We start from the raw sequence: 19,598 nt of genomic DNA on the forward strand, positions 1-19,598 counted from the left end.
CACGCACTGGACGCGGTGATGGACGGGCGCGCCGCCGCAAGCGACCTGGAGCTGCTGCGCGCGCACGTCGCCGGAGACCGGGACGCCTTCACCGAACTGTTCCACCGCCACCGGGACCGGTTGTGGGCGGTGGCCCTGCGGACGCTCGGCGACCGCGAGGAGGCGGCCGACGCGCTCCAGGACGCCCTGCTGTCGGCGCATCGGGCGGCGGCCCGCTTCCGCGGCGACTCCGCCGTCACCACGTGGCTGCACCGCATCGTGGTCAACGCCTGCCTGGACCGGATCCGACGACGGCAGGCGCACCCCACAGTGCCGCTGCCGGACGGCAACCGGGCCGACGACGGATCGGGCACCGGCGGGCTGGAGCCGGCGGCACCGGTAACGGACCACGACACCGTGCTGGTGGTCCGCGAGGCGCTCGCCGCGCTGCCCCTTGAGCAACGCGCCGCGCTGGTGCTTGTCGACGTACAGGGCTATCCGGTCGCCGAGGTCGCCCGCATCCTCGGCGTCGCCGAGGGCACGGTGAAGAGCCGGTGTGCCCGGGGCCGGGCGCGGCTGGCCGTGCTGCTCGGGCATCTCCGCCCCGCCACCGTCGCGACGCCTTCGGCCCGACCGGACCCCACCGCCCCGATCACGGGCGTGCCCGGCGTCACGCCCGGGAACCCCGGCCCGGTGGAGGGCGTCGGATCGAGGTCAGGTCGATACCGGCGGGACGCCAACCAGGAGGACACGTGACGACCGAGGGGTTCCGGGAGGTCGACATCGACCTCCTCGCTGACTACCTCGGCGGGGCGTTGGACGGCACCCCGCAGCAGGACGAGGTCGCCCAACTGGTCTCCGCGGACCCGTCCTGGGCCGAGGCGTACGCGCTGCTGGCCCCCGCCGTGACCGAGGTCCGGACGGACCTGACCCACTGGGCCGAGCCGTCACCGGAGATGCCGGCGGCGATCACCGACCGCCTCCTGGCCGCGTTGGCCTCCGCGGAGCCGACTACCGACACCTCGACCGAGGAGGCACCAGTCGGCGCGCCCAGCGTCGATCGGGCCGGCGACGCGGCGACGCCGTTGGTCGTACCGACGCAGGGCGGGGCTGGTCGCCGGCCTCCCGTCCCCCCGCCCGCCGGGTCGGGGCGCTGGGCGTCCACCGGTCCGGGCCGCCGCCAGCGCGGCTGGGCCCGCCGCGGCGCACCAGTGGCCGCCGCCGCGATCGCCGTCATCGCCGTCGCGCTGGGCCTCAACCAGCTCTCGATGCGGGCGTCGGACGACTCCGGCCGCACAAACGCCATGAACCAGCCGGCCAGCGCGCCGGAGGGCGTCGCGGGGGCCGGGACGGCCCGCACCACCGGGCCGGCACTGCGCAGTGGTACGAACTACACCCCGCAGACCCTCGGCAACGCCTACGACACTGACGCGCCACGCACACCGGCCGCCAGCCGGGCGACCGGCAACACCCCGGGCGAGCAGCCGAAGGTGGATGCCGAGGGCGGTCGCCGTCCCTCTCCCTACGGGTCGGACCAGCTGGCCCGGCTGACCGACGAGGCCGCGCTGACCAGCTGTCTGACCAGTGTGGCGACGGAGCACGGATCGGCCCCACTGGTGGTCGAGGTGATCGATTACGCGCGGTTCCAGGGCGATCAGGCGCTGGTCATCCACTTCACCGACGCGACCGGCGCCCGGTGGGCCTGGGTGAGTGGCCCCGAGTGCGGAGTGCCTGGGTCCGGCTCGGACAGCCGGTATTCGGCGCGGGTAGGGTGAATCCACGGTCAATGGCACGATGACCCCCCACGTGACCTGACCCACCGGATGCCCGGCTCGGGAATCCCCGGTTCGTACGATGACGTTCTGGAAGTCAGCTGCCGGCCCCACCCAGGCGTCGGCGACTCGGATCAGCATCGGTGCTCGCGCCGACGCCGAACACACACAACTCGGGAGACGGCAGTGGACGAGGTCCGCAACCTGATCATCATCGGCTCCGGGCCGGCCGGCTACACAGCGGCGGTCTACGCCGCACGTGCCAACCTGAAGCCGCTGATCATTGAGGGCGTGCAGTCCGGTGGCGCGCTGATGACCACGACCGAGGTGGAAAACTTCCCCGGCTTCGCCGACGGCATCCTCGGCCCCGAGCTGATGGACAACATGCGCAAGCAGGCCGAGCGGTTCGGCGCCGAGTTCCTCACCGACGACGTGACCCGGGTCGAGCTGGTGGACACCGGCGACGCCGGCTCCGGCGCGGTGAGCACCGTCTGGGTTGGCGAGACCGCCTACCGGGCGCGATCCATCATTCTCTCCACCGGTTCGGCCTGGCGTCCGCTGGGCGTGCCCGGTGAGCAGGAATTCCTGGGTCACGGCGTCTCCGCGTGTGCCACCTGTGACGGGTTCTTCTTCCGCAACCAGCAGATCGTGGTCGTCGGTGGCGGCGACTCGGCGATGGAGGAGGCCACCTTCCTCACCCGCTTCGCGGAGTCGGTGACCATCATCCACCGCCGCGATTCGTTCCGGGCCAGCAAGATCATGGCCGACCGGGCGCTGAGCAACGAGAAGATCAAGGTCGAGTGGAACAGCACCGTCGAGGAGATCCTCGGCGAGGACGGCAAGGTCACCGGCGTTCGCGTCCGCAACGTGCACACCGGCGAGACCAAGGTGATGGACGTGACCGGCGTCTTCGTCGCCATCGGTCACGACCCCCGCAGCGAGCTGTTCCAGGGCCAGGTCGAGCTGGACGACGAGGGCTACGTGAAGGTCCACGCCCCGAGCACCCGCACCAACGTGCCCGGTGTCTTCGCCGCTGGCGACGTGGTCGACCACACCTACCGTCAGGCGATCACCGCGGCCGGCACCGGTTGTGCCGCCGCGCTCGACGCCGAGCGGTTCATCGCGACGCTCAGCTGAAACAAGGAACACATCCCGGAGGAGGGGCATAGTGGGAACAACCAAGGCGGTCACCGACAAGAGCTTCGTCGCTGACGTGCTGCAGGCCGACAAGCCGGTGCTGGTGGACTTCTGGGCGGAGTGGTGCGGGCCGTGCCGCAAGGTGTCGCCGCTGCTCGAGGAGATCGCCCGGGAGATGGGTGACCAGGTCACCATCGTCAAGCTCAACATCGACGAGAACCCGGAGACCGCTCGGGCCTACCGGGTGATGTCGGTGCCGACGCTCACCGTCTTCAAGAACGGCCAGCCGGTCCAGTCGATCGCCGGTGCCAAGCCGAAGGGCGAGCTGGTCCGGCTCATCGAATCGGCCCTCTGACCAGCAGAAACATCAACCGAACCCCGTACCCGCTCGCCGGGTGCGGGGTTCGGTGTCTTCTCGGCCGTACCGTCGACGGATTTCTCGGCCCCAGCCACCTCGCCGCCCCGGAACGCATAGCCTCAAGCCTGGGCCGCCCGGCCAGCCAGTGTCGTGCAGAGGGGGTCGTGCGTGCGTCCGATCCGACCCGGTGACCGGGGACCCGCGGTCACGGAGATCCGTACCATTCTGACCGGCCTCGAACTGCTGGCCGCCGCTGGCCCGCACACCGACGAGTTCGACCTCGACACCGAGCGGGCCGTCCGCGCCTTCCAGCAGTCGCGGGGGCTCAGTGTGGACGGCCGGGTCGGCGCGGAGACCTGGCGCGCCCTGGATGCCGCCCGTTGGCGGCTCGGCGCCCGCACCCTCTACCACGCGGTCCCCGAGCCGCTCACCGGCGAGGACGTCCGGTCGCTACAGGAGCGACTGCTGGAGATGGGGTACGACGTGGGCCGCGCGGACGCGATCTACGGTGTCCGGACGTCGCGGGCGGTGGCCCAGTTCCAACGTGAGGTCGGGCTCACCCCGGACGGCTCCTGCGGCCCACACACGATGAACGCGCTCCGCCGCATCGGCCGCAAGGTGGTCGGTGGCCGCCCGCAGTGGCTCCGCGAATCCGACGCGATCCGGCAGTCCGGGCCGGCGTTGGTCGGCAAGACCGTCGTCATCGACCCGGGGCACGGCGGCACCGACCCCGGAATGGTGGTGCCCGACGGCTCGCTGCGCTGGACCGAGGCGGACCTGGTGCACGACCTGGCCAGCCGACTGGAGGGGCGGCTCGCCGCCTCCGGGGTGCGGGTGCAGCTCACCCGGGGCCCGTCGCCCGACAGTTGCCTGCCGGACTCCGACCGGGCCCTGCTCGCCAACTCGCTCGGCGCCGACGTTTTCATCTCGCTGCACCTTGACGGCCACGCCAACCCGGATGCGGAGGGCGTCGCGACCTACCACTACGGCACCGACAACGGGGTCACCTCGGCGACCGGTGAACGCCTGGCCGGGCTGGTGCAGCGGGAAATCGTCGCCCGCACCGGGCTGCGGGACTGCCGTACCCACGCCAAGACGTGGGAGTTGCTGCGACTGACGCGTATGCCCGCCGTCCGGGTCGAGGTCGGCTACCTCACCTCGCCGACGGACCGCGCCCACCTTGTCGACCCCCGGTTCCGGGACCGGGTGGTGGAGGCGATCGTGGCCGCGGTGCAGCGGATGTACTACCCGATCGAACGAGACGTCCCGACCGGATCGCTCGACGTCAGCGAACTGCGTGCCGTGGTGACCGCCGGCACTGTGGTGGACTGATTCACCGCCGGGCGTCAGCCGTTGGTGGAGCGGGTGGCCGGGGCCGGACGGACCGGCCGGAGCAGGGTTTCCGGGCTCATCGACCCGAGCAGCTTCTCCAGCGCGTACTCGACGTCGGACTTCCAGCTCAGCGCCGTGCGCAGCTCAAGACGCAACCGAGGGAAGCGCGGATGCGGACGTACCGTCTTGAAGCCCACGGAGAGGAAGAAGTCGACAGGTGCCACGCAACCGCCGGCCGGGTCGTCCGCGTCACCGAACTTGGCATCGCCGAACGCCTCGATCGCCTTGATCCCACGCTTGGTCAGATCCCGGGCGACACCCTGCACCAGCATCCGGCCCAACCCGCCGCCGGAGAACGCGGCGACCACGTTGGCTGTCATCAACAGTGCCGCGTCCGCGGAGACCGGCGAGGTCGGAAACGCCATCGACCGGGGCACGTAAGCGGGCGGGGCGTACATCACGAAGCCGGCCGGCATGCCGTCGACGTACGCGAGTTTGCCGCAGGAACCCCACTCCAGCAGCGTCTGGGAGACCCATGCCTCCTTCTCCAGGGCCGGGTCGCCAGCAGCGCAGGCGCGGTCCGCGGAGACCGGATCGAGCTCCCAGTAGACGCACTGCCGGCACCGGCGCGGAAGGTCTTCCAACGTGTCGAGGGTCAGGCTGACCAGACGTCGCGACATATGGCGCATCCCCACAATAGGCTCGGTGGTGAGACCGGCATGGAACGACAGCGCCGCCTTCCTGCCCCCGACGAGCGATCGTACGCCGCCGATCGGCGATGCGGGAGGGGACGCGCGAATGCCCACCGCAACGGGGGACGCCGAGGACGGTCCGCCATGTGGTCGATCTGCTGCGGCACGGCGGCAGCACGACTCCGGCGGACTAGGATCGACAATCGGTGTGTCCGCCGCCATGGTCAGCGGTGTGCGGGGTACCCGGGCGGGAGCCACTCGAGCAGTGATCGAGGTGAGGTCATGACCGGCACGACACTCGACGACTACACCGACCGGTACGCCCGGCGGGTACGCGGGATGACCGCCTCCGAGATTCGAGCATTGTTCGCGGTGGCCAGTCGTCCGGAGGTCGTCTCGCTTGCCGGTGGCGCACCGTACATTGCCGCCCTTCCGCTGGACGCGGTCGGCGAGATGCTCGGCCGGCTCGGTTCCGAGCAGGGCGTGACCACCCTTCAGTACGGCATCGGTCAGGGCACCCTCGAGCTGCGCGAGCGGATCTGCGAGGTGATGTCGCTCTCCGGGATCGACGCCGCCTGCGGCGCCTCCCCGGAGGACGTCGTGGTCACGGTGGGCGGGCAGCAGGCGCTGGACCTGGTCGCCCGGCTCTTCCTCGACCCGGGCGACGTGGTGCTCGCCGAGGGACCTACGTACGTCGGTGCGCTCGGCGTGTTTCAGGCCGCCCAGGCGCAGGTCGTCCACGTACCGATGGATGAGGACGGGCTGATCCCGGAGGCGCTGGAGACGGCCATCGCCGACCTGGCCCGCGCGGGCCAGCGGGTCAAATTCCTCTACACGATCCCCACCTACCAGAACCCGACCGGCGTGACGCTCAGCGAGGAGCGCCGGGAACGGGTGCTCGACATCTGCGAGCGCGCCGGCCTGCTCGTCGTCGAGGACGACCCGTACGGCCAACTGGGGTTCGAGGGTGAGGCCCCGGCCCCTCTACGGGCCCGCCGCCGCGACGGCGTCTTCTACCTCAGCACCTTCTCCAAGACCTTCGCCCCCGGGCTGCGGGTCGGCTGGATCCTGGCGCCGCACGCGGTCCGCGACAAACTGGTCATCGCCAGCGAGGCGCAGATCCTCTGCCCCAGCGGCTTCGCCCAGGCCGCAGTGGCCACCTACCTGAGCACGATGCCCTGGCGGCAGCAGCTCAAGGTCTATCGCGAGGTCTACCGGGAACGCCGCGACGCCCTGCTCGACGCGATGGCCGACCTGATGCCCGAGGGCACCAGCTGGACCACCCCGGCCGGCGGTCTGTTCGTGTGGGCGAGCCTGCCCGACGGGCTCGACTCGAAGGCCATGATGCCGCGAGCGGTCGCCGCCCGGGTCGCCTACGTTCCCGGCACCGGCTTCTACGCCGACGGCACCGGCACCGACGCCATGCGGCTCAACTTCAGCTTCCCGCCGCCGGACCGGATCCGCGAGGGCGTCCGCCGGCTGGCCGGGGTGATGGAGCAGGAGATCGCTATGCGCCGGGTCTTCGGTGCCGTGGGTGGTGCCGCCGGCCGACGCGGCCGGGCCGGCTCCGACGTGCCCGGGCCCGACTTGGCATGATGCCGGCATGGGTACGACCGCCGAGCACCTCCTCGTGACCGATTCCGCCATCTCGGCCGACCTGCGCGTCGTGGTGCTCGCGGGTGGGCTCTCCTACGAACGGGACGTGTCGCTGCGCTCCGGTCGTCGGGTGCTCGACGCGCTGCGCGCCGTCGGGGTGGAGGCCGAGCTGCGAGACGCTGACGTAGCGCTGCTGCCGTCGCTCGCCGCCGACCCGCCGGACGCGGTGGTGATCGCGCTGCACGGCGCGACCGGCGAGGACGGCTCGCTGCGCGGGGTGCTGGATCTGTGCGATGTCCCGTACGTCGGCTGCGACGCCCGGGCCTCCCGGGTCGCCTGGGACAAGCCTTCCGCCAAGGCGGTGCTCCGCGAGGCCGGCATCCCCACCCCCGACTGGGTGGCGCTCCCGCACGATCGTTTCTCCGAGCTCGGCGCGGTCGCCGTCCTGGACCGGATCGTCGACCGTCTGGGCGTACCCCTGATGGTGAAGCCGGCGCAGGGCGGGTCCGGGCTGGGCGGGGCGGTGGTCCGGGACGCCGCCGCGCTGCCCGCCGCAATGGTCGGCTGCTTCGCGTACTACTCCACGGCGCTCGTGGAGCGGTACGTGCCGGGCATGGATGTGGCGGTCTCCGTCGTCGACCTCGGCGACGGTCCACAGGCGCTGCCACCGGTGGAGATTGTGCCGCGCAACGGCGTGTACGACTACGCCGCCCGCTACACGGCAGGGCGCACCACCTGGCACGCCCCCGCCCGGCTGGCCCCGGATGTGGCCGCCACGGTCGCTGACGTGGCCCTCGCCGCGCACACCGCGCTCGGTCTACGGGATCTCTCCCGCGTCGACGTGATCGTGGACGCGGCCGGCCAGCCGCACGTGCTGGAGGTCAACGTCTCGCCGGGGATGACGGAGACGTCACTGCTTCCGCTCGCTGTGCAGGCGGCCGGCCTGGACTTCGGCCGACTTCTCGGCACCCTTGTCGCCCGAGCAGCCGCCCGCCTCACCAAGCACTGACCTCCCCGCCAACCCGTACGGCCGAGCGGGCCAACCCGACGGGACGACAGTGAGGTTGGCCTGCCGGGGGTCAACCTCACTGGCGGTTCCAGGTCAGTGGGTCGCGCTTACGTCGGGTGTGTCGGTGCCATCGGTGCGCGCGTCCGGGCCCGGAGTGCCGGCGTCCTTCCCGGGTGCGGTCTTGCTGACGGCCTCTCCGGAGGCGCCCCCGGTGGCCGGGTCGGACACGGCCGGGTTGGCGGAATCAGCCTCCCCGGCGCTTCCACTCGGCGGGCCGAGGTGAGCCCGGCCGGTGGGCTTCTCCGCCGTTCCGACACCGTGAGGGCTGTCGGTAGGCACCTCCGCCAGGCCGACGTGGAGTCCGTCGGTGGCCGTCGTGACGGTGCTGCCCGTGGCGGCCGCAGTCAATGCGGCGCTGCCCGATGCTGCGGCGGTGGAGTCCCGGGTGCCGGAAGCCGGGATGCCGGGCAGGTTGGTGGCGGACGCCGGCCGAGCGGGTTCAACCGCCGGACCGCCGACCGTGGCCGACCGGGCGGGTTCAGCAGCGCGGTCGGTGACGGTGCTCGTCGTCGAGCCGGCATCAGCGTCCGGTTCCACGACCGGTTCGGCCCTGGGCCGGCTGTCGGCGTCGGTCGGATCAGGAGTGGAGTCGAGCGCCGGCTCCGGGATCTCCTCTGCCGCCTCGATGACCGAGACGGCCTCCGTCCCGGCTGCTGCCGCTGAGGCAGCCTCCGCTGCGGCAGCGGCGTCCGCGGCGGCAGACTGGGCCAACAGACTGGACGGCGCCTGCCACTGGATACGGGGCGGCTCGGCGAGCGGGCGGCCACCAAACTCGGCGAGCCAGGCCGCGACGAGCGCCAGATTCTCCCGCCACTGCGCCTCGGAGATCGGCGGCAGGATCGAGTCCCACAGGGACAGGAACGTGCCCCGCAGTTGAAGCCGGCCGTACGGACGGGCGAGGAACCACATGTGCAGATGAGCCGAGCCGTCGCCCCAGCGATTGACGTGCACCCGTGCCACGCCGTCGAGCGACCGGATGGCCCGCTCCAGACGTACTGTCATCACCCCCAGCTCGGCGGCCAGCAGGTTCGGCAGGTCGCCGAGGTCGAGGTGGGTGCGCGATTCCAGGATGAGCACCATGGGCAGGCCGGTGGGCCGGTCCATGGCGCGGACGCGCCACCGCTCACCCACCCAGATGTAGGCGTCGTCGGGTGCGTTGCAGGCGGTGCATTCCCGGAGACCCTCGCCCTTCCGCGGCGGTTCGACCGGGACCGGATCATCGAGTTGCTTCACGTGGAGGTCACCCTCGAAGGGGAATGACGGCCACTGGGTGAAGTCCGGGACTGAGGGAGGGTTGTCGTGCACGACGCTGACCCTAACCGAGTCTGGCACCGCTGTCCCTACCTGTTCGAGCGGTCCCGGGCCACCGGATCGGCACCCGTCATCGACCGGGTGCGCGTGGTCGCGCGGGCCACCGAGAGGCGATATCCACAGGCTGCCGAGATCCTGAACACAGGCCGTCATCCACAGGCTCACACCCGCTCCCACGCGCTGTTTCACGTGAAACGGGGGGTGCCTGTGGACAACCGGTGTGGATAACTTTTCGGCCGGTCGGTCGTTGTCCGCGAACCGCCAAATCGGCCTAGTCGACGGCCACCGGAGACGAAATCGGAGGGGTGCGCTCCGACCGGCGTCGCGCGCCACCGTCGGCGCGGTTCCCCAGCCACCGACGACCTCCCGCTGGCTCATCTGGCACGCGTCGACGGCGACGGGTTGGCTTGCGTTCGCGGACCGTGTCAGCAGAACACCCACCCGCGCGGCGTGGATCCCCTGATGTCTCCGGAAAGCCCGGGACGGGTCGATCGGACCCGTAGCACCAACGTCGATCGCTGGGATAGGGAGGCCACTCCGCTTGACCAGTCACTCCGTCCCCAGGGTTCGACCGGTGCCAGCGAGCCGCTATCTCGGTTTCACGTGAAACCGCCGCGCCGGGTGGCGGAGACGATCCGGAGCCAGGGCCGATATCGCGCTGGGGTCTACCGCCCGTGCATCCAGTTCGGGTCTGGCCGTGGTGCGGTCTAGCCGTCTGGCGGTCTAGCCGTCGTGCGGTCCGGTGGTCCGGCGGTCCGGTGGTCCGGTGGTCTGGCCGCCGTGCGGTCTGGCGGTCTGACCCGTCTGGCGGTCTCCCGGACCGGCGGACTCCCGCCGGGTTGCTGTGCGGCGGCTCCAGCGGGCTAACCACGATCGAGGTCCTCGACCCACCTACGGATGACCACGGAGACGTCGTTTCGCGCCACTCAGCGGTCCGCTGGCGCTTTGATCGGCGCAGCGGGTGGTTGCGGTCGAGTGGACCATCCCGGAGCCTTCTGCGACGCGTGTAGAGGATCCGTTCCTCTCAAGGCCCGCACTCACCTCAGCGGCCGCCGCCGGTCGCCAGCCACCGCGTCCGCCGCCCGCCGCTGCGCCCGCTCCTCCACCAGCCGCTCGCGACGCGGGCTTGTCGCCCACCGCTGCGCACCGCCGCGCCCACGGCGACCCGATCGCCACGCCCCGCTGCCCGCCGCGCCCGTCATCGCGCCCCCGTCATTTCCCCCCGTCATCGCGAGCCGCGAGCCGCGAGCCGCGAGCGGATTGTGCTGTCGACGTGCGGCCAACGCGACCGACCGAACTTCCGCTCCACCGCCCCGCCCACTTCTCCTGCTGCCAGAGCGGGACCTCGGGTCGGCTGACTGGTTGGGCGAGCCGAGGATGACGACATCCGCGGGTCATACCCGATCTTGGAGTCAGGTCCGCCGTCTGTTTCACGTGAAACCGCGACGACCCCGGGATGCAGAACGGCCGCGCCCCCGGTGGGGTAGCGCGGCCGTAGGCGAGCGGGCGGAATCAGTCCTCCCCGCTCTCCTCCTGTTGCACTCCGATGATCCCGACGATCCGCTCAAGGTCGTCCACCGTCGCGAACTCAATCGTGATTTTGCCCTTGCTCCGGCCGATGTCCACCTTCACGCGGGTGTCGAACCGGTCGGACAGCCGATCGGCGAGATCGGTCAGGGCCGGCGCGTGCGCCTTGGGTCGCCGCTTCGCGGCCTGGCCCTTCGTCGGTCCGTCGTTGAGCGTCAGGGCGACGATCTCCTCGGTCGCCCGAACCGACAGTCCCTCGGCCACGATCCGCAGGGCCAGCTGTTCCTGCGCCTCCGCCTCGTCGAGGCTCAGCAGGGCGCGGGCGTGCCCCGCCGACAGGATGCCGGCGGCAACCCGGCGCTGCACCTGTGCGGGCAGGTTCAGCAGTCGGATCGTGTTGGAGATCTGCGGGCGACTCCGGCCGATCCGGCGGGCCAACTCCTCGTGGGTGGCCCCGAACTCCTCCAGCAGTTGCTGGTAGGCGGCGGCCTCTTCCAGAGGGTTCAGGTTCGCCCGGTGGATGTTCTCCAGCAGGGCGTCGCGGAGCATCGCGTCGTCACGGGTGTCCCGGACGATCGCCGGGATGCTCTCCCGCCCCACCGCCTGGGCGGCCCGCCAGCGCCGCTCGCCCATCACCAGTTCGTACTTCTCGTCGTCGAGCTGTCGGACGACGATGGGCTGGAGGAAGCCGACCTCCTGGATCGAGGTCTTCAGCTCCTCCAGCGCCTCCTCGTCGAAGACCTGGCGGGGCTGCTTCGGGTTGGGCATGATCGCGTCGACCGGGATCTCGGCGAATCGAGCACCGGGCACCGGGCTCAGCACGGGCTCCGGCTCGTGGACAGGCGCTCCGGCCGGCACCGCGGCGACGGCGACGGCGACGGTGCCCGTGTCGTCCAGGTGCTCGTTCTCCGGCTCGGCCGTCGCGGTGCCAGCGGCATCCGGCGCCGGCCCGGTTGGGATCAGCGCCCCGAGGCCCCTACCCAGACCGCCCCGAGGACGGTTCTTCATGCCACGCCTCCCAGCGACTCTTCCGCATTACGCATTCCGGCCCACCGGCTCCTTGACGCCGCGCTCGGCGATCTCCTGGGCGGCCTCGAAGTAACTCGTGGCACCCCGCGAACCGGGATCGTAGGTCATCACCGACTGGCCGTAACTCGGTGCCTCGGAGACCCGGACGTTGCGGGGGATGACCGCCTGGAGAACCTTGTCGCCGAAGTGGTTCCGGACGTCCTGCTCGACGGCGTCGGCCAACCGGGTACGACGGTCGTACATGGTCAGCAGGATGGTGGAGACATCGAGCTTCGGGTTGAGGTGCTGGCGTACCAGGTTGATGTTGTTGATCAGCTGGTTGAGCCCTTCCAGCGCGTAGTACTCGCACTGAATCGGGATCAGCACCTCCTGCGCGGCAACCAGAGCGTTGACGGTGAGCAGGCCGAGCGAGGGCGGGCAGTCGATGAAGACGTAGTCGAACTCGCCCGGGTAGGCGGCGATCGCCCGGTCCAGGCGCGACTCCCGGGCCACCACCGACACCAGCTCGATCTCCGCGCCGGCCAGGTCGATGGTCGCGGGTACGCACCAGAGGTTGGGGATGCCGTCGACCGCCTGTGCCACCTCGGCCAGCGGCACGCTGTTGATCAGGCAGTCGTACACGTCGGGGATTCCCGTGTGGTGCGGGACGTTGAGCCCGGTCGAGGCGTTGCCCTGGGGGTCGAGGTCGACCACGAGCACCCGGTTGCCGTGCAGGGCGAGCGCCACCGCAAGGTTGACGGTGGTGGTGGTCTTACCCACGCCGCCCTTCTGGTTGGCGACGCACATGACCCGGGTCCGGTCCGGCCGAGGCATTGTCACCTCGCCACTGGGATTCAGGATCTGCACGGCGCGCATCGCCTCCATAGCCAACGGTGGGTCATCCTCTTCGCGCGTCGGGGTTTCACGTGAAACGTACGTGGGATCGGCCGCCACGGCGGCCAACGAATCGGTCGAAGCGACCGGCGCGGCGTCCCGAACAACCGCCGCAGTGGGTTGGTGTGGGACGGCCGGCTCGAAGCGAACCGACGCGGCGGTGTTGCGGCGACCCGAGGTCGACCGCACCTCGGCGGCGTTCACCGGTCGACTCGACGCCTCCGGCGTCCGACGACCACCCGCCGGCTCCGGAATGGCCGAGCTTTCCGGATGCCCGGCACCCAATGGTGGGTCGAGCGCTGCCGGCGGATCGCCGTCGGTAGGTCGGGTCGATGGCCCGGTCGCGCCGGGCGACCAGCTCGGGTAGTCGGTTTCACGTGAAACGGGATCGCTGGTCGACCCGGTCACGGGTGGATCGTCGTACCTGCCGTCGTCATGCACCTGTCATCCCTGCCCGCTTCGGATGGTCGGTCCGCGCCCCGGTCAACTTGGCCGCCTCCTCGCCCGCATCCCGGAGCGTACGGCCCGCGGGAGCGGTCGGAGACCCGCGACGTCCGTCACCCGCTCCACACTATCGACGCGCGGTCAGCCTACGGCGGACGGGCGCGGCCGGTCCACGTCGGGTTCTCATCCCCTCGTCCATCCGTACCGGTACAACGAGGCAACCCACCGGCCGGAAGCCCGATGGCGCGAAGTGTCAGCTTCGGCGGGAGCGTCCACCCCGGGCGCGCTTCTTGGCCGCCGGGCGGGCCGGGCCGATCATCCGCTCGCGCACGATCTCCACGACAGTGGTCGGCGGATCGATCACCCCGACGCCGCAGAGCTGCACGGCCGGCTCCCCGCCGCCGAGTCGCGCCACCACGTCGGCGTGTTCCTCGATCTCGGCTGCGGCGGATGAGCCCTTGAGTGCCAGCAGCCGACCACCGCGAACGGCCAGTGGAAGGCTCCAGCCCGCGAGCCGATCCAGGGGCGCCACCGCGCGCGCGGTCACCACGTCTCCGCTGATCGGCTCACGGCCGCTCGAACCGCTGGCCGCCTCGTCGGCCCGGCCGCGGAACACCCGCACCGATCTAGCCAGACCGAGTCGCTCGACGACCTCGATCAGGAACGACGTCCTCCGGGCCAGCGGCTCGATCAGTGTGACAGTGAGGTCGGGGCGGGCGATGGCCAGGACGAGGCCCGGCAGACCAGCGCCGGAGCCGACGTCGAGCACCGTCGCTCCGGACGGGATCCGCTCCGCGACAGCAGCACAGTTGAGTAGGTGCCGGTCCCAGATGCGGGGTGCCTCCCGGGGGCCGATCAGGCCGCGGACCACCCCGTCGGTGGCGAGCAGTTCGGCGTACGCGGCGGCCAGGTCGAGACGGTCACCGAAGAGGGTCAGCGCGGCCGGGGCCAGCTCGGGCGGCAACGCCGCGTCAGCCGGTGACGGTGCGGTGTCACGCCCGGCCGATTCGGCATCAGCGTCGACGGTTGCGGGGCGGACAGCGGACGGCCCGGGCGGCGTGCCGCCCGGGCCGGACACGGCATCGGCCGTGATGTCGTCGTGGGTCACCCGGTCAGTCCGCCGGCCGTACGACGATGCGCCGGTTCGGCTCCACACCCTCGGACTCGCTCGCCACACCGGACATGGCGTTGACGACGTCGTGCACGCACTTGCGCTCGAACGCGGACATCGCCTCCAGGCGGACCGGCTCGCCGTACTCCTTGACCTTCTCGACGGCGTTCTTGGCGACCGCGGCGAGTTCCTTGCGGCGGTTCGCCCGGTAGCCACCGACGTCGAGCAGCAGACGGCTCGGCGTACCGGTCTGCCGGAAGACGGCAAGGCGGGTCAGTTCCTGAAGTGCCTCCAGGGTGGCCCCGCGCTGACCGACCAGATTCTGCAGCCGCTCGCCGACCACCTCGACCATCGGACGGCCAGCGGCGACGAGTTCGTCGATGTCGCCGTCGTAGTCGAGGATGTCGAGCAGGCCCTCGACGTAGTCGGCGGCGATCTCGCTCTGCCGGAACAGGTCGCCCTCGCCCACAGCCTTCTTCACCCGGGTGCCAGCGGCGGTGTCGGTGTCGTCGTCCGCCTCGGTGTCATCGGCTTCGGTGTCGTCGCCGTCCACCGCGAGCGTGGCGGTCTCCTCCTCGTCCAGGGACTGCTCGGCGCGGGGGATGCTGGTCTCGGTCACGGTCTCATCTCCGTACTCGCTCGGCCGGACCGTCGGGTCCGACTGGTTTCCCGGGGCCGGCTGGAGGTTGCCGGTGCCCACGGGCACGTCTGTACGGGCAGTGTCGCCCGTGGCCGCGCGGTGCGCGGTCGGTTCCGCCCGGCGCCGGCCGTACGGCGGCTGCGCGGTGCGGAACGGGCCGCCGCCGGTGATCCGGCGGCGGCCCTCGTAGGTCAGCCCTGCCGCTTGGCGGGGCGGCTCTTCTTCGGGTTGTTCGCCGGCTTGGCGCCCGGCTTCGGCCCCGCCACCTTGGGCGCGGCCGCCTTGACCGGCGCCGCCGGGGCGGCCTTGCCGCGACCGAACAGGCCACCGGACTTGGCGGGCTGCACCGGGTTGCGGCTGGCAGCGGGCGCGACGGCCTTCTTGGCGGTCACCGGCGGCGGGAACTTCCGCAGCACCCACTGCTGCTGGCCGAGGGTGAAGAGGTTGTTGGTGACCCAGTAGATGATGACGCCGATCGGGAAGATCGCGCCGGAGATCAGCAGCGACGCGGGGATGCCGTAGAGCATCAGTCGCTGGATCATCCGCTGCTGCGGGTCCTCGGCCCAGCCGGTCTTCAGGATCATCTGACGGCTGGTCAGGTAGGTGGTGGCGATCATGACCAGGACCAGGACACCAGCAATGATCTTCACGGTGCTGCCGTTGGCGCCGAGGCTGGCCAGCTCGTCGGCGGTGGAGCCGAACTTGCCGGCGATCGGGGCGGTGAAGAGCTTCGCCTGCGAGGCGCTCTGGAACTGGTCGACGGTCCAGCCGTAGAGGGTCTTGTTCTGCTTGTCCGGGTCGAGCCGGCGCAGCACGTGGAAGAGGCCCAGGAAGACCGGGATCTGAAGGAACATCGGAAGGCAACCCATCAGCGGGTTGGCCTTCTCCTTCTTGTAGAGCTCCATCATTTCTTTCTGGAGCGTCTCCCGGTCACCCTTGTGCTTCTCCTGAAGCTCCTTGACCTTGGGCTGGAGCGCCTGCATCGCCCGCTGCGACTTGATCTGCTTGACGAAGACCGGGAACAGGATCACCCGGACGGTGACCACCAGGAAGATGATGGACAGGATCCAGGCGAAGTTGGTGCCGATCACCGCACCGACGGGCACCCCGATGGCGTCCCAGGCAGAGTGCCAGGTCAGCAGGATCCACGAAATCGCGTAGTAGATCCAGTCGAGACTCAGACTCAATTCGGGGCTCCAGTCACATCAGCACGGCGGCGGTCGCCCGGCTCCGGCACCGGGTCATATCCACCAGGGTGAAAGGGGTGGCAGCGCAACAACCGTCGGGCCGCCAGCACGGCTCCCCGGAGCGCGCCGTGCCGAACGACAGCCTCCTGGGCGTACGCACTGCACGACGGGTAGAACCGACAGCGAGCCGGCAGTGCCGGACTTATCCACCGACGGTACGCGATGATGGGCGCGATCAGCACCTTGGCACCGGTTGTCGACGGCCGAGGGCTGCTCTGCTCGGCACCGCTCATCGGGACCGCCGTTCGCGTGGCGACCGGGCGACAGCGATGGCGGCGTCCAGGTCGGTGGCGAGCCGAGGGTACGACGCCTGCGCCGCGGCGGGGAGCGCCCGGACGACCAGGGTGCTGCCGGCGGGCAGGTCGGTCAACCGTTCGCGGACCAGCGCCCGCAGTCGGCGCCGGACCCGGTTACGGGTCACCGCGTTGCCGACCGCCTTGGACACGACGAAGCCGGCACGGGACGGCACGGACGACTGCTCCGCACTGTTGTCCCGTACCGGCTCCGGCAAGGTCGGTGTGCTGGGGTCGACGGTCACCGGCATGGTCAGGTGGACCACGACGGCGCCACGTCCGGCGCGTCGGCCACCGCGAACCGCTGCGGCGAAGTCAGTACTGCGCCGCAGTCGCTGTGCGGCGGCCAGCACGACTGCCCACGTCCCCTGGACCGGCCCGGTCGGCTCAGGCCGACAGGGTGGTGCGACCCTTGGCGCGACGGCTCGACAGGATGGCACGGCCGGCACGGGTGCGCATGCGCAGCCGGAAGCCGTGGGTCTTCGCGCGCCGGCGGTTGTTCGGCTGGTAGGTGCGCTTGCTCACGTCAGGCTCTCCGTTTTCGTACGCGCCCCGCGCGACGGGATCGCCGGGGTCGTGTGGTGGTCCAGGCCACCTCGACGGTGGCCCACGATCGGTGCTGCCCGGCGGAGCGGGACCTCGGTGTTGCGGGGATGCGACCGCGGACAGCAAGCACCCATCACCCTAGCAGAGGGCGAGAAAGCAGCCGTTCCAGCCTACGCAGGGGGGCAATGACCGTCAAACACCCCGAGCAGGGGACAACGGGACGCGCCCGAGGCCGAAGGGTGGTTTTCGCTGATGCCGACAAGGGCGCCGCCGCGTCGCCGGTTGATGGCGCAGGGACAACGCTGTTACCGTGCCCGATTGCGGTGAGCGTCGGAAGCTCCGGTCGTCGCGCAGGCAAGACCGGACATGGCAGTGAATCGTTCGGCACGGTGTACCCGCTTCAGCGCCCGTTCAGGCAGGGGCAGGTCCCACCCGCGTCCGGCGGCGGCCACAATCGGTCGGTACACAGGCTGTGGATAACTTGTGGATGACCACCGGTCGACCGTCCGGGTGGGTGTTGTTCCACCCGCGAACGCAGCGGGCCCGGGACGGCCGGCTGGCAGACAGCGGCGGCCGGGAGCAGAAGCGAGGGGGTGGCACGACGGTGGCCGGTACGACCGACCTTGCCGCAGTGTGGTTAGCGGCGACCGACGAGCTCGCCGACGAGATCATCTCCGCCCAGCAGCGTGCCTATCTCCGACTGACCCGGCTGCGAGCGATCGTCGAGGACACCGCGCTGCTCTCCGTTCCGGACGCGTTCACCCGCGACGTGATCGAGTCACGGCTGCGCCCGGCGATCACCGAGGCGCTCACCCGCCGGCTCGGCCGACCGATCCAGGTCGCGGTCACCGTTCGGGTGGCCGAGGACGCCACCGGCCGGCCGGCCGGCACCGTCTACCGCAGCGCCCCGGAGACCGGGCAGCTCGACATCGACGGCCCGGGCCACGCGCCGTTCGACGACGACCAGGGTGCTCGACCGTCGGCCGACGCGATGATCGGGGAACAGTCACCCGCGCCGCGTACCCCCGATCCTTCTCCGCTGCCCGCGCCGGCGGGTCCGCCGCTCGCGCCGCCTGTGGAGGGGCATCGCGCGGGGTTGATTCCCGCCAGCAGGGACGGGCAGGAGGCGCTGTTCAGCGCTGCCTTCGCGGAGCCCCTGCGGCCCTCCCGGCCGGGTCCGGACCGGCGCGGTTACGACGAGCAGGCCGCCCGCCTGGACCCGCCCGGCCCAGACACGCGGCCCTACGAGCCCCGCTACCGGGACGACTCGGCGTCACCACGCGACCAGCACGTGATCCGTTCGCTCCCCCGGGACAGCGGAACGGACAGCGGCCCGGGTCGCAGCGCCGTGGACCATCGGACCGGTGGCCGCGACGACCGTCGGTTGCCCGGTGCCGACACCGGCGGCAACCGGCTCAACCCGAAGTACATGTTTGAGACGTTCGTCATCGGCTCGTCCAACCGCTTCGCCCACGCGGCCAGCGTGGCGGTGGCGGAGTCGCCGGCCAAGGCGTACAACCCGCTGTTCATCTACGGGCACTCCGGGTTGGGCAAGACGCACCTGTTGCACGCCATCGGGCACTACGCCACCACACTCGGCAACGCCCGCTCGGTCCGGTACGTCTCGACCGAGGAATTCACGAACGACTTCATCAACTCGCTCCGGGACGACAAGACCAGCGCGTTCCAGCGGCGCTACCGCGACGTCGACATCCTGTTGATCGACGACATCCAGTTCCTGGAGAACCGCGAGCGCACCCAGGAGGAGTTCTTCCACACCTTCAACACGCTGCACAACGCCAACAAGCAGATCGTGATCACCTCTGACCGGTCGCCGCGCCAGCTCGCGACCCTTGAGGACCGGATGCGAACCCGGTTCGAGTGGGGGCTGCTGGCCGACATCCAGCCGCCGGATCTGGAGACCCGGATCGCGATCCTGCAGAAGAAGGCGGCGCAGGAGCGGATGTACGCCCCGCCGGACGTGTTGGAGTTCATCGCCTCCCGGGTGTCGAACTCGATCCGGGAGCTGGAGGGCGCGCTGATCCGGGTGACCGCGTTCGCCAGCCTGACCCGGTCGACAGTCGAGCTGTCGCTTGCCGAGGAGGTGCTTCGGGACTTCATGCCCGACGGCGCCGGTCCGGAGATCAACGCGGACCAGATCATGGCCTCGACCGCTGACTACTTCGGGGTGAGCCTGGAGGATCTGCGCGGCCAGTCCAGGTCCCGGGTGCTGGTCAACGCCCGCCAGGTGGCCATGTACCTGTGTCGGGAGTTGACCGAGCTGTCGTTGCCCCGGATCGGGCAGGCGTTCGGTGGCCGCGACCACACCACTGTGATGCACGCCGACCGCAAGATTCGTCAGCAGATGGCGGAGCGCCGCTCGCTGTACAACCAGATCGCCGAGCTGACCAACCGCATCAAGCAGAACAGCTGAGGCGTACGACAGCCCTCGCGGCGCCGCACAGCCGCAGGACACGCCCGACCGGATCTCCGGTCGGGCGTTCTTTTTGGGTCAGTAGCTGGACTCTCGACATGGTGCAGACCACAGCATTGAGGCCGTGACCGCCTCGATCCCCACTCGTTGTCCACAGCTCGTTATCCACCGTCGGTGGATAACTACGGTCCGTCCTCCGCCAGTTACC

Annotated in this window: 18 protein-coding genes; 8 read left to right on the forward strand and 10 right to left on the reverse strand. The window is 70.7% G+C overall.

From position 1 onward, the window contains the following. The first annotated feature begins 18 nt into the window (after window positions 1-18). The 5 genes from sigM to AB0K35_RS09980 all read left to right on the forward strand — a co-directional run bounded on the left by sigM (window position 19) and on the right by AB0K35_RS09980 (window position 4,578). Entirely contained in the window at window positions 19-735 is a 717-nt protein-coding gene (sigM, locus tag AB0K35_RS09960) for an RNA polymerase sigma factor SigM (RefSeq protein ID WP_363884759.1), read from the forward strand. Continuing rightward, a complete protein-coding gene (locus tag AB0K35_RS09965) occupies window positions 732-1,754 on the forward strand; it encodes a hypothetical protein (protein WP_238669625.1) in 1,023 nt (340 codons plus the stop codon). The genes sigM and AB0K35_RS09965 overlap by 4 nt, the downstream gene beginning before the upstream one ends. A 183-nt stretch (window positions 1,755-1,937) precedes the next feature. Next, a complete protein-coding gene (trxB, locus tag AB0K35_RS09970) occupies window positions 1,938-2,888 on the forward strand; it encodes a thioredoxin-disulfide reductase (protein ID WP_091396582.1) in 951 nt (316 codons plus the stop codon). A 31-nt stretch (window positions 2,889-2,919) separates the two neighbouring features. Further along, window positions 2,920-3,243: a thioredoxin gene (gene trxA, locus AB0K35_RS09975; protein ID WP_030331849.1), complete on the forward strand. Its 324-nt coding sequence runs from the start codon at window positions 2,920-2,922 to the stop codon at window positions 3,241-3,243. A gap of 171 nt (window positions 3,244-3,414) precedes the next feature. Further along, complete coding sequence (locus tag AB0K35_RS09980) at window positions 3,415-4,578, forward strand: N-acetylmuramoyl-L-alanine amidase (RefSeq protein WP_238669626.1); 1,164 nt, start codon at window positions 3,415-3,417, stop codon at window positions 4,576-4,578. A gap of 14 nt (window positions 4,579-4,592) precedes the next feature. On the opposite strand, the gene AB0K35_RS09985 is transcribed toward AB0K35_RS09980, so the two are convergent. After that, window positions 4,593-5,258, reverse strand: coding sequence for a GNAT family N-acetyltransferase (locus AB0K35_RS09985; RefSeq protein ID WP_363884761.1), 666 nt, complete (start codon window positions 5,256-5,258; stop codon window positions 4,593-4,595). A 294-nt stretch (window positions 5,259-5,552) separates the two neighbouring features. On the opposite strand from AB0K35_RS09985, the gene AB0K35_RS09990 reads away from it, so the two are divergent. Both AB0K35_RS09990 and AB0K35_RS09995 read left to right on the forward strand, forming a co-directional pair. Then, a complete protein-coding gene (locus AB0K35_RS09990; RefSeq protein ID WP_238669628.1) occupies window positions 5,553-6,866 on the forward strand; it encodes a PLP-dependent aminotransferase family protein in 1,314 nt (437 codons plus the stop codon). Window positions 6,867-6,873: 7 nt separating this feature from the next. Next, window positions 6,874-7,875, forward strand: a complete 1,002-nt coding sequence (locus tag AB0K35_RS09995; RefSeq protein ID WP_357360813.1) for a D-alanine--D-alanine ligase — start codon at window positions 6,874-6,876, stop codon at window positions 7,873-7,875. Between the two features lie 93 nt (window positions 7,876-7,968). Here AB0K35_RS09995 and AB0K35_RS10000 read toward each other — a convergent pair whose 3' ends face one another. The 9 genes from AB0K35_RS10000 to rpmH form a co-directional block, all read right to left on the reverse strand. Next, entirely contained in the window at window positions 7,969-9,240 is a 1,272-nt protein-coding gene (locus AB0K35_RS10000) for a hypothetical protein (RefSeq protein WP_363884763.1), read from the reverse strand. Between the two features lie 1,518 nt (window positions 9,241-10,758). Then, window positions 10,759-11,781: a ParB/RepB/Spo0J family partition protein gene (locus AB0K35_RS10005; protein ID WP_363884765.1), complete on the reverse strand. Its 1,023-nt coding sequence runs from the start codon at window positions 11,779-11,781 to the stop codon at window positions 10,759-10,761. A gap of 27 nt (window positions 11,782-11,808) precedes the next feature. Next, window positions 11,809-13,116 (reverse strand): AAA family ATPase, encoded by a 1,308-nt coding sequence (locus AB0K35_RS10010; RefSeq protein WP_363884767.1) that lies wholly within the window; start codon window positions 13,114-13,116, stop codon window positions 11,809-11,811. 256 nt (window positions 13,117-13,372) lie between these two features. After that, window positions 13,373-14,227 (reverse strand): 16S rRNA (guanine(527)-N(7))-methyltransferase RsmG, encoded by an 855-nt coding sequence (gene rsmG / locus AB0K35_RS10015; RefSeq protein ID WP_238669632.1) that lies wholly within the window; start codon window positions 14,225-14,227, stop codon window positions 13,373-13,375. 4 nt (window positions 14,228-14,231) lie between these two features. After that, on the reverse strand, window positions 14,232-14,849 hold the full coding sequence (locus tag AB0K35_RS10020) for a R3H domain-containing nucleic acid-binding protein (protein ID WP_091397533.1): 618 nt from the start codon (window positions 14,847-14,849) through the stop codon (window positions 14,232-14,234). A gap of 212 nt (window positions 14,850-15,061) precedes the next feature. Beyond that, complete coding sequence (yidC, locus tag AB0K35_RS10025; RefSeq protein ID WP_238669756.1) at window positions 15,062-16,051, reverse strand: membrane protein insertase YidC; 990 nt, start codon at window positions 16,049-16,051, stop codon at window positions 15,062-15,064. A gap of 2 nt (window positions 16,052-16,053) precedes the next feature. Beyond that, window positions 16,054-16,350, reverse strand: coding sequence for a membrane protein insertion efficiency factor YidD (gene yidD, locus AB0K35_RS10030; RefSeq protein WP_238669633.1), 297 nt, complete (start codon window positions 16,348-16,350; stop codon window positions 16,054-16,056). Beyond that, a complete protein-coding gene (gene rnpA / locus AB0K35_RS10035) occupies window positions 16,347-16,763 on the reverse strand; it encodes a ribonuclease P protein component (RefSeq protein WP_238669634.1) in 417 nt (138 codons plus the stop codon). Before rnpA ends, yidD begins: the two co-directional genes overlap by 4 nt. Before the next feature lie 34 nt (window positions 16,764-16,797). Next, window positions 16,798-16,935 carry a 50S ribosomal protein L34 gene (gene rpmH, locus AB0K35_RS10040; protein WP_007453904.1) on the reverse strand — a complete coding sequence of 46 codons (138 nt, stop codon included), beginning with the start codon at window positions 16,933-16,935 and terminating at the stop codon, window positions 16,798-16,800. A 625-nt stretch (window positions 16,936-17,560) separates the two neighbouring features. Between rpmH and dnaA the strand changes: the two genes are divergently transcribed. Further along, window positions 17,561-19,390 carry a chromosomal replication initiator protein DnaA gene (gene dnaA, locus AB0K35_RS10045; protein ID WP_238669757.1) on the forward strand — a complete coding sequence of 610 codons (1,830 nt, stop codon included), beginning with the start codon at window positions 17,561-17,563 and terminating at the stop codon, window positions 19,388-19,390. Window positions 19,391-19,598: the final 208 nt, after the last annotated feature.

It is taken from the genome of Micromonospora sp. NPDC053740, from assembly GCF_040677775.1.
Taxonomy (GTDB): domain Bacteria; phylum Actinomycetota; class Actinomycetes; order Mycobacteriales; family Micromonosporaceae; genus Micromonospora; species Micromonospora alfalfae.

Bases quoted from the DNA above. Each gene is read 5' to 3' on its own strand.
- sigM (WP_363884759.1), top strand. From the start codon at position 19: ATGGACGGGCGCGCCGCCGCAAGCGACCTGGAGCTGCTGCGCGCGCAC.
- AB0K35_RS09985 (WP_363884761.1), bottom strand. From the start codon at position 5,258: ATGTCGCGACGTCTGGTCAGCCTGACCCTCGACACGTTGGAAGACCTT.
- AB0K35_RS09990 (WP_238669628.1), top strand. From the start codon at position 5,553: ATGACCGGCACGACACTCGACGACTACACCGACCGGTACGCCCGGCGG.
- AB0K35_RS09995 (WP_357360813.1), top strand. From the start codon at position 6,874: ATGGGTACGACCGCCGAGCACCTCCTCGTGACCGATTCCGCCATCTCG.
- AB0K35_RS10005 (WP_363884765.1), bottom strand. From the start codon at position 11,781: ATGAAGAACCGTCCTCGGGGCGGTCTGGGTAGGGGCCTCGGGGCGCTG.
- yidD (WP_238669633.1), bottom strand. From the start codon at position 16,350: ATGAGCGGTGCCGAGCAGAGCAGCCCTCGGCCGTCGACAACCGGTGCC.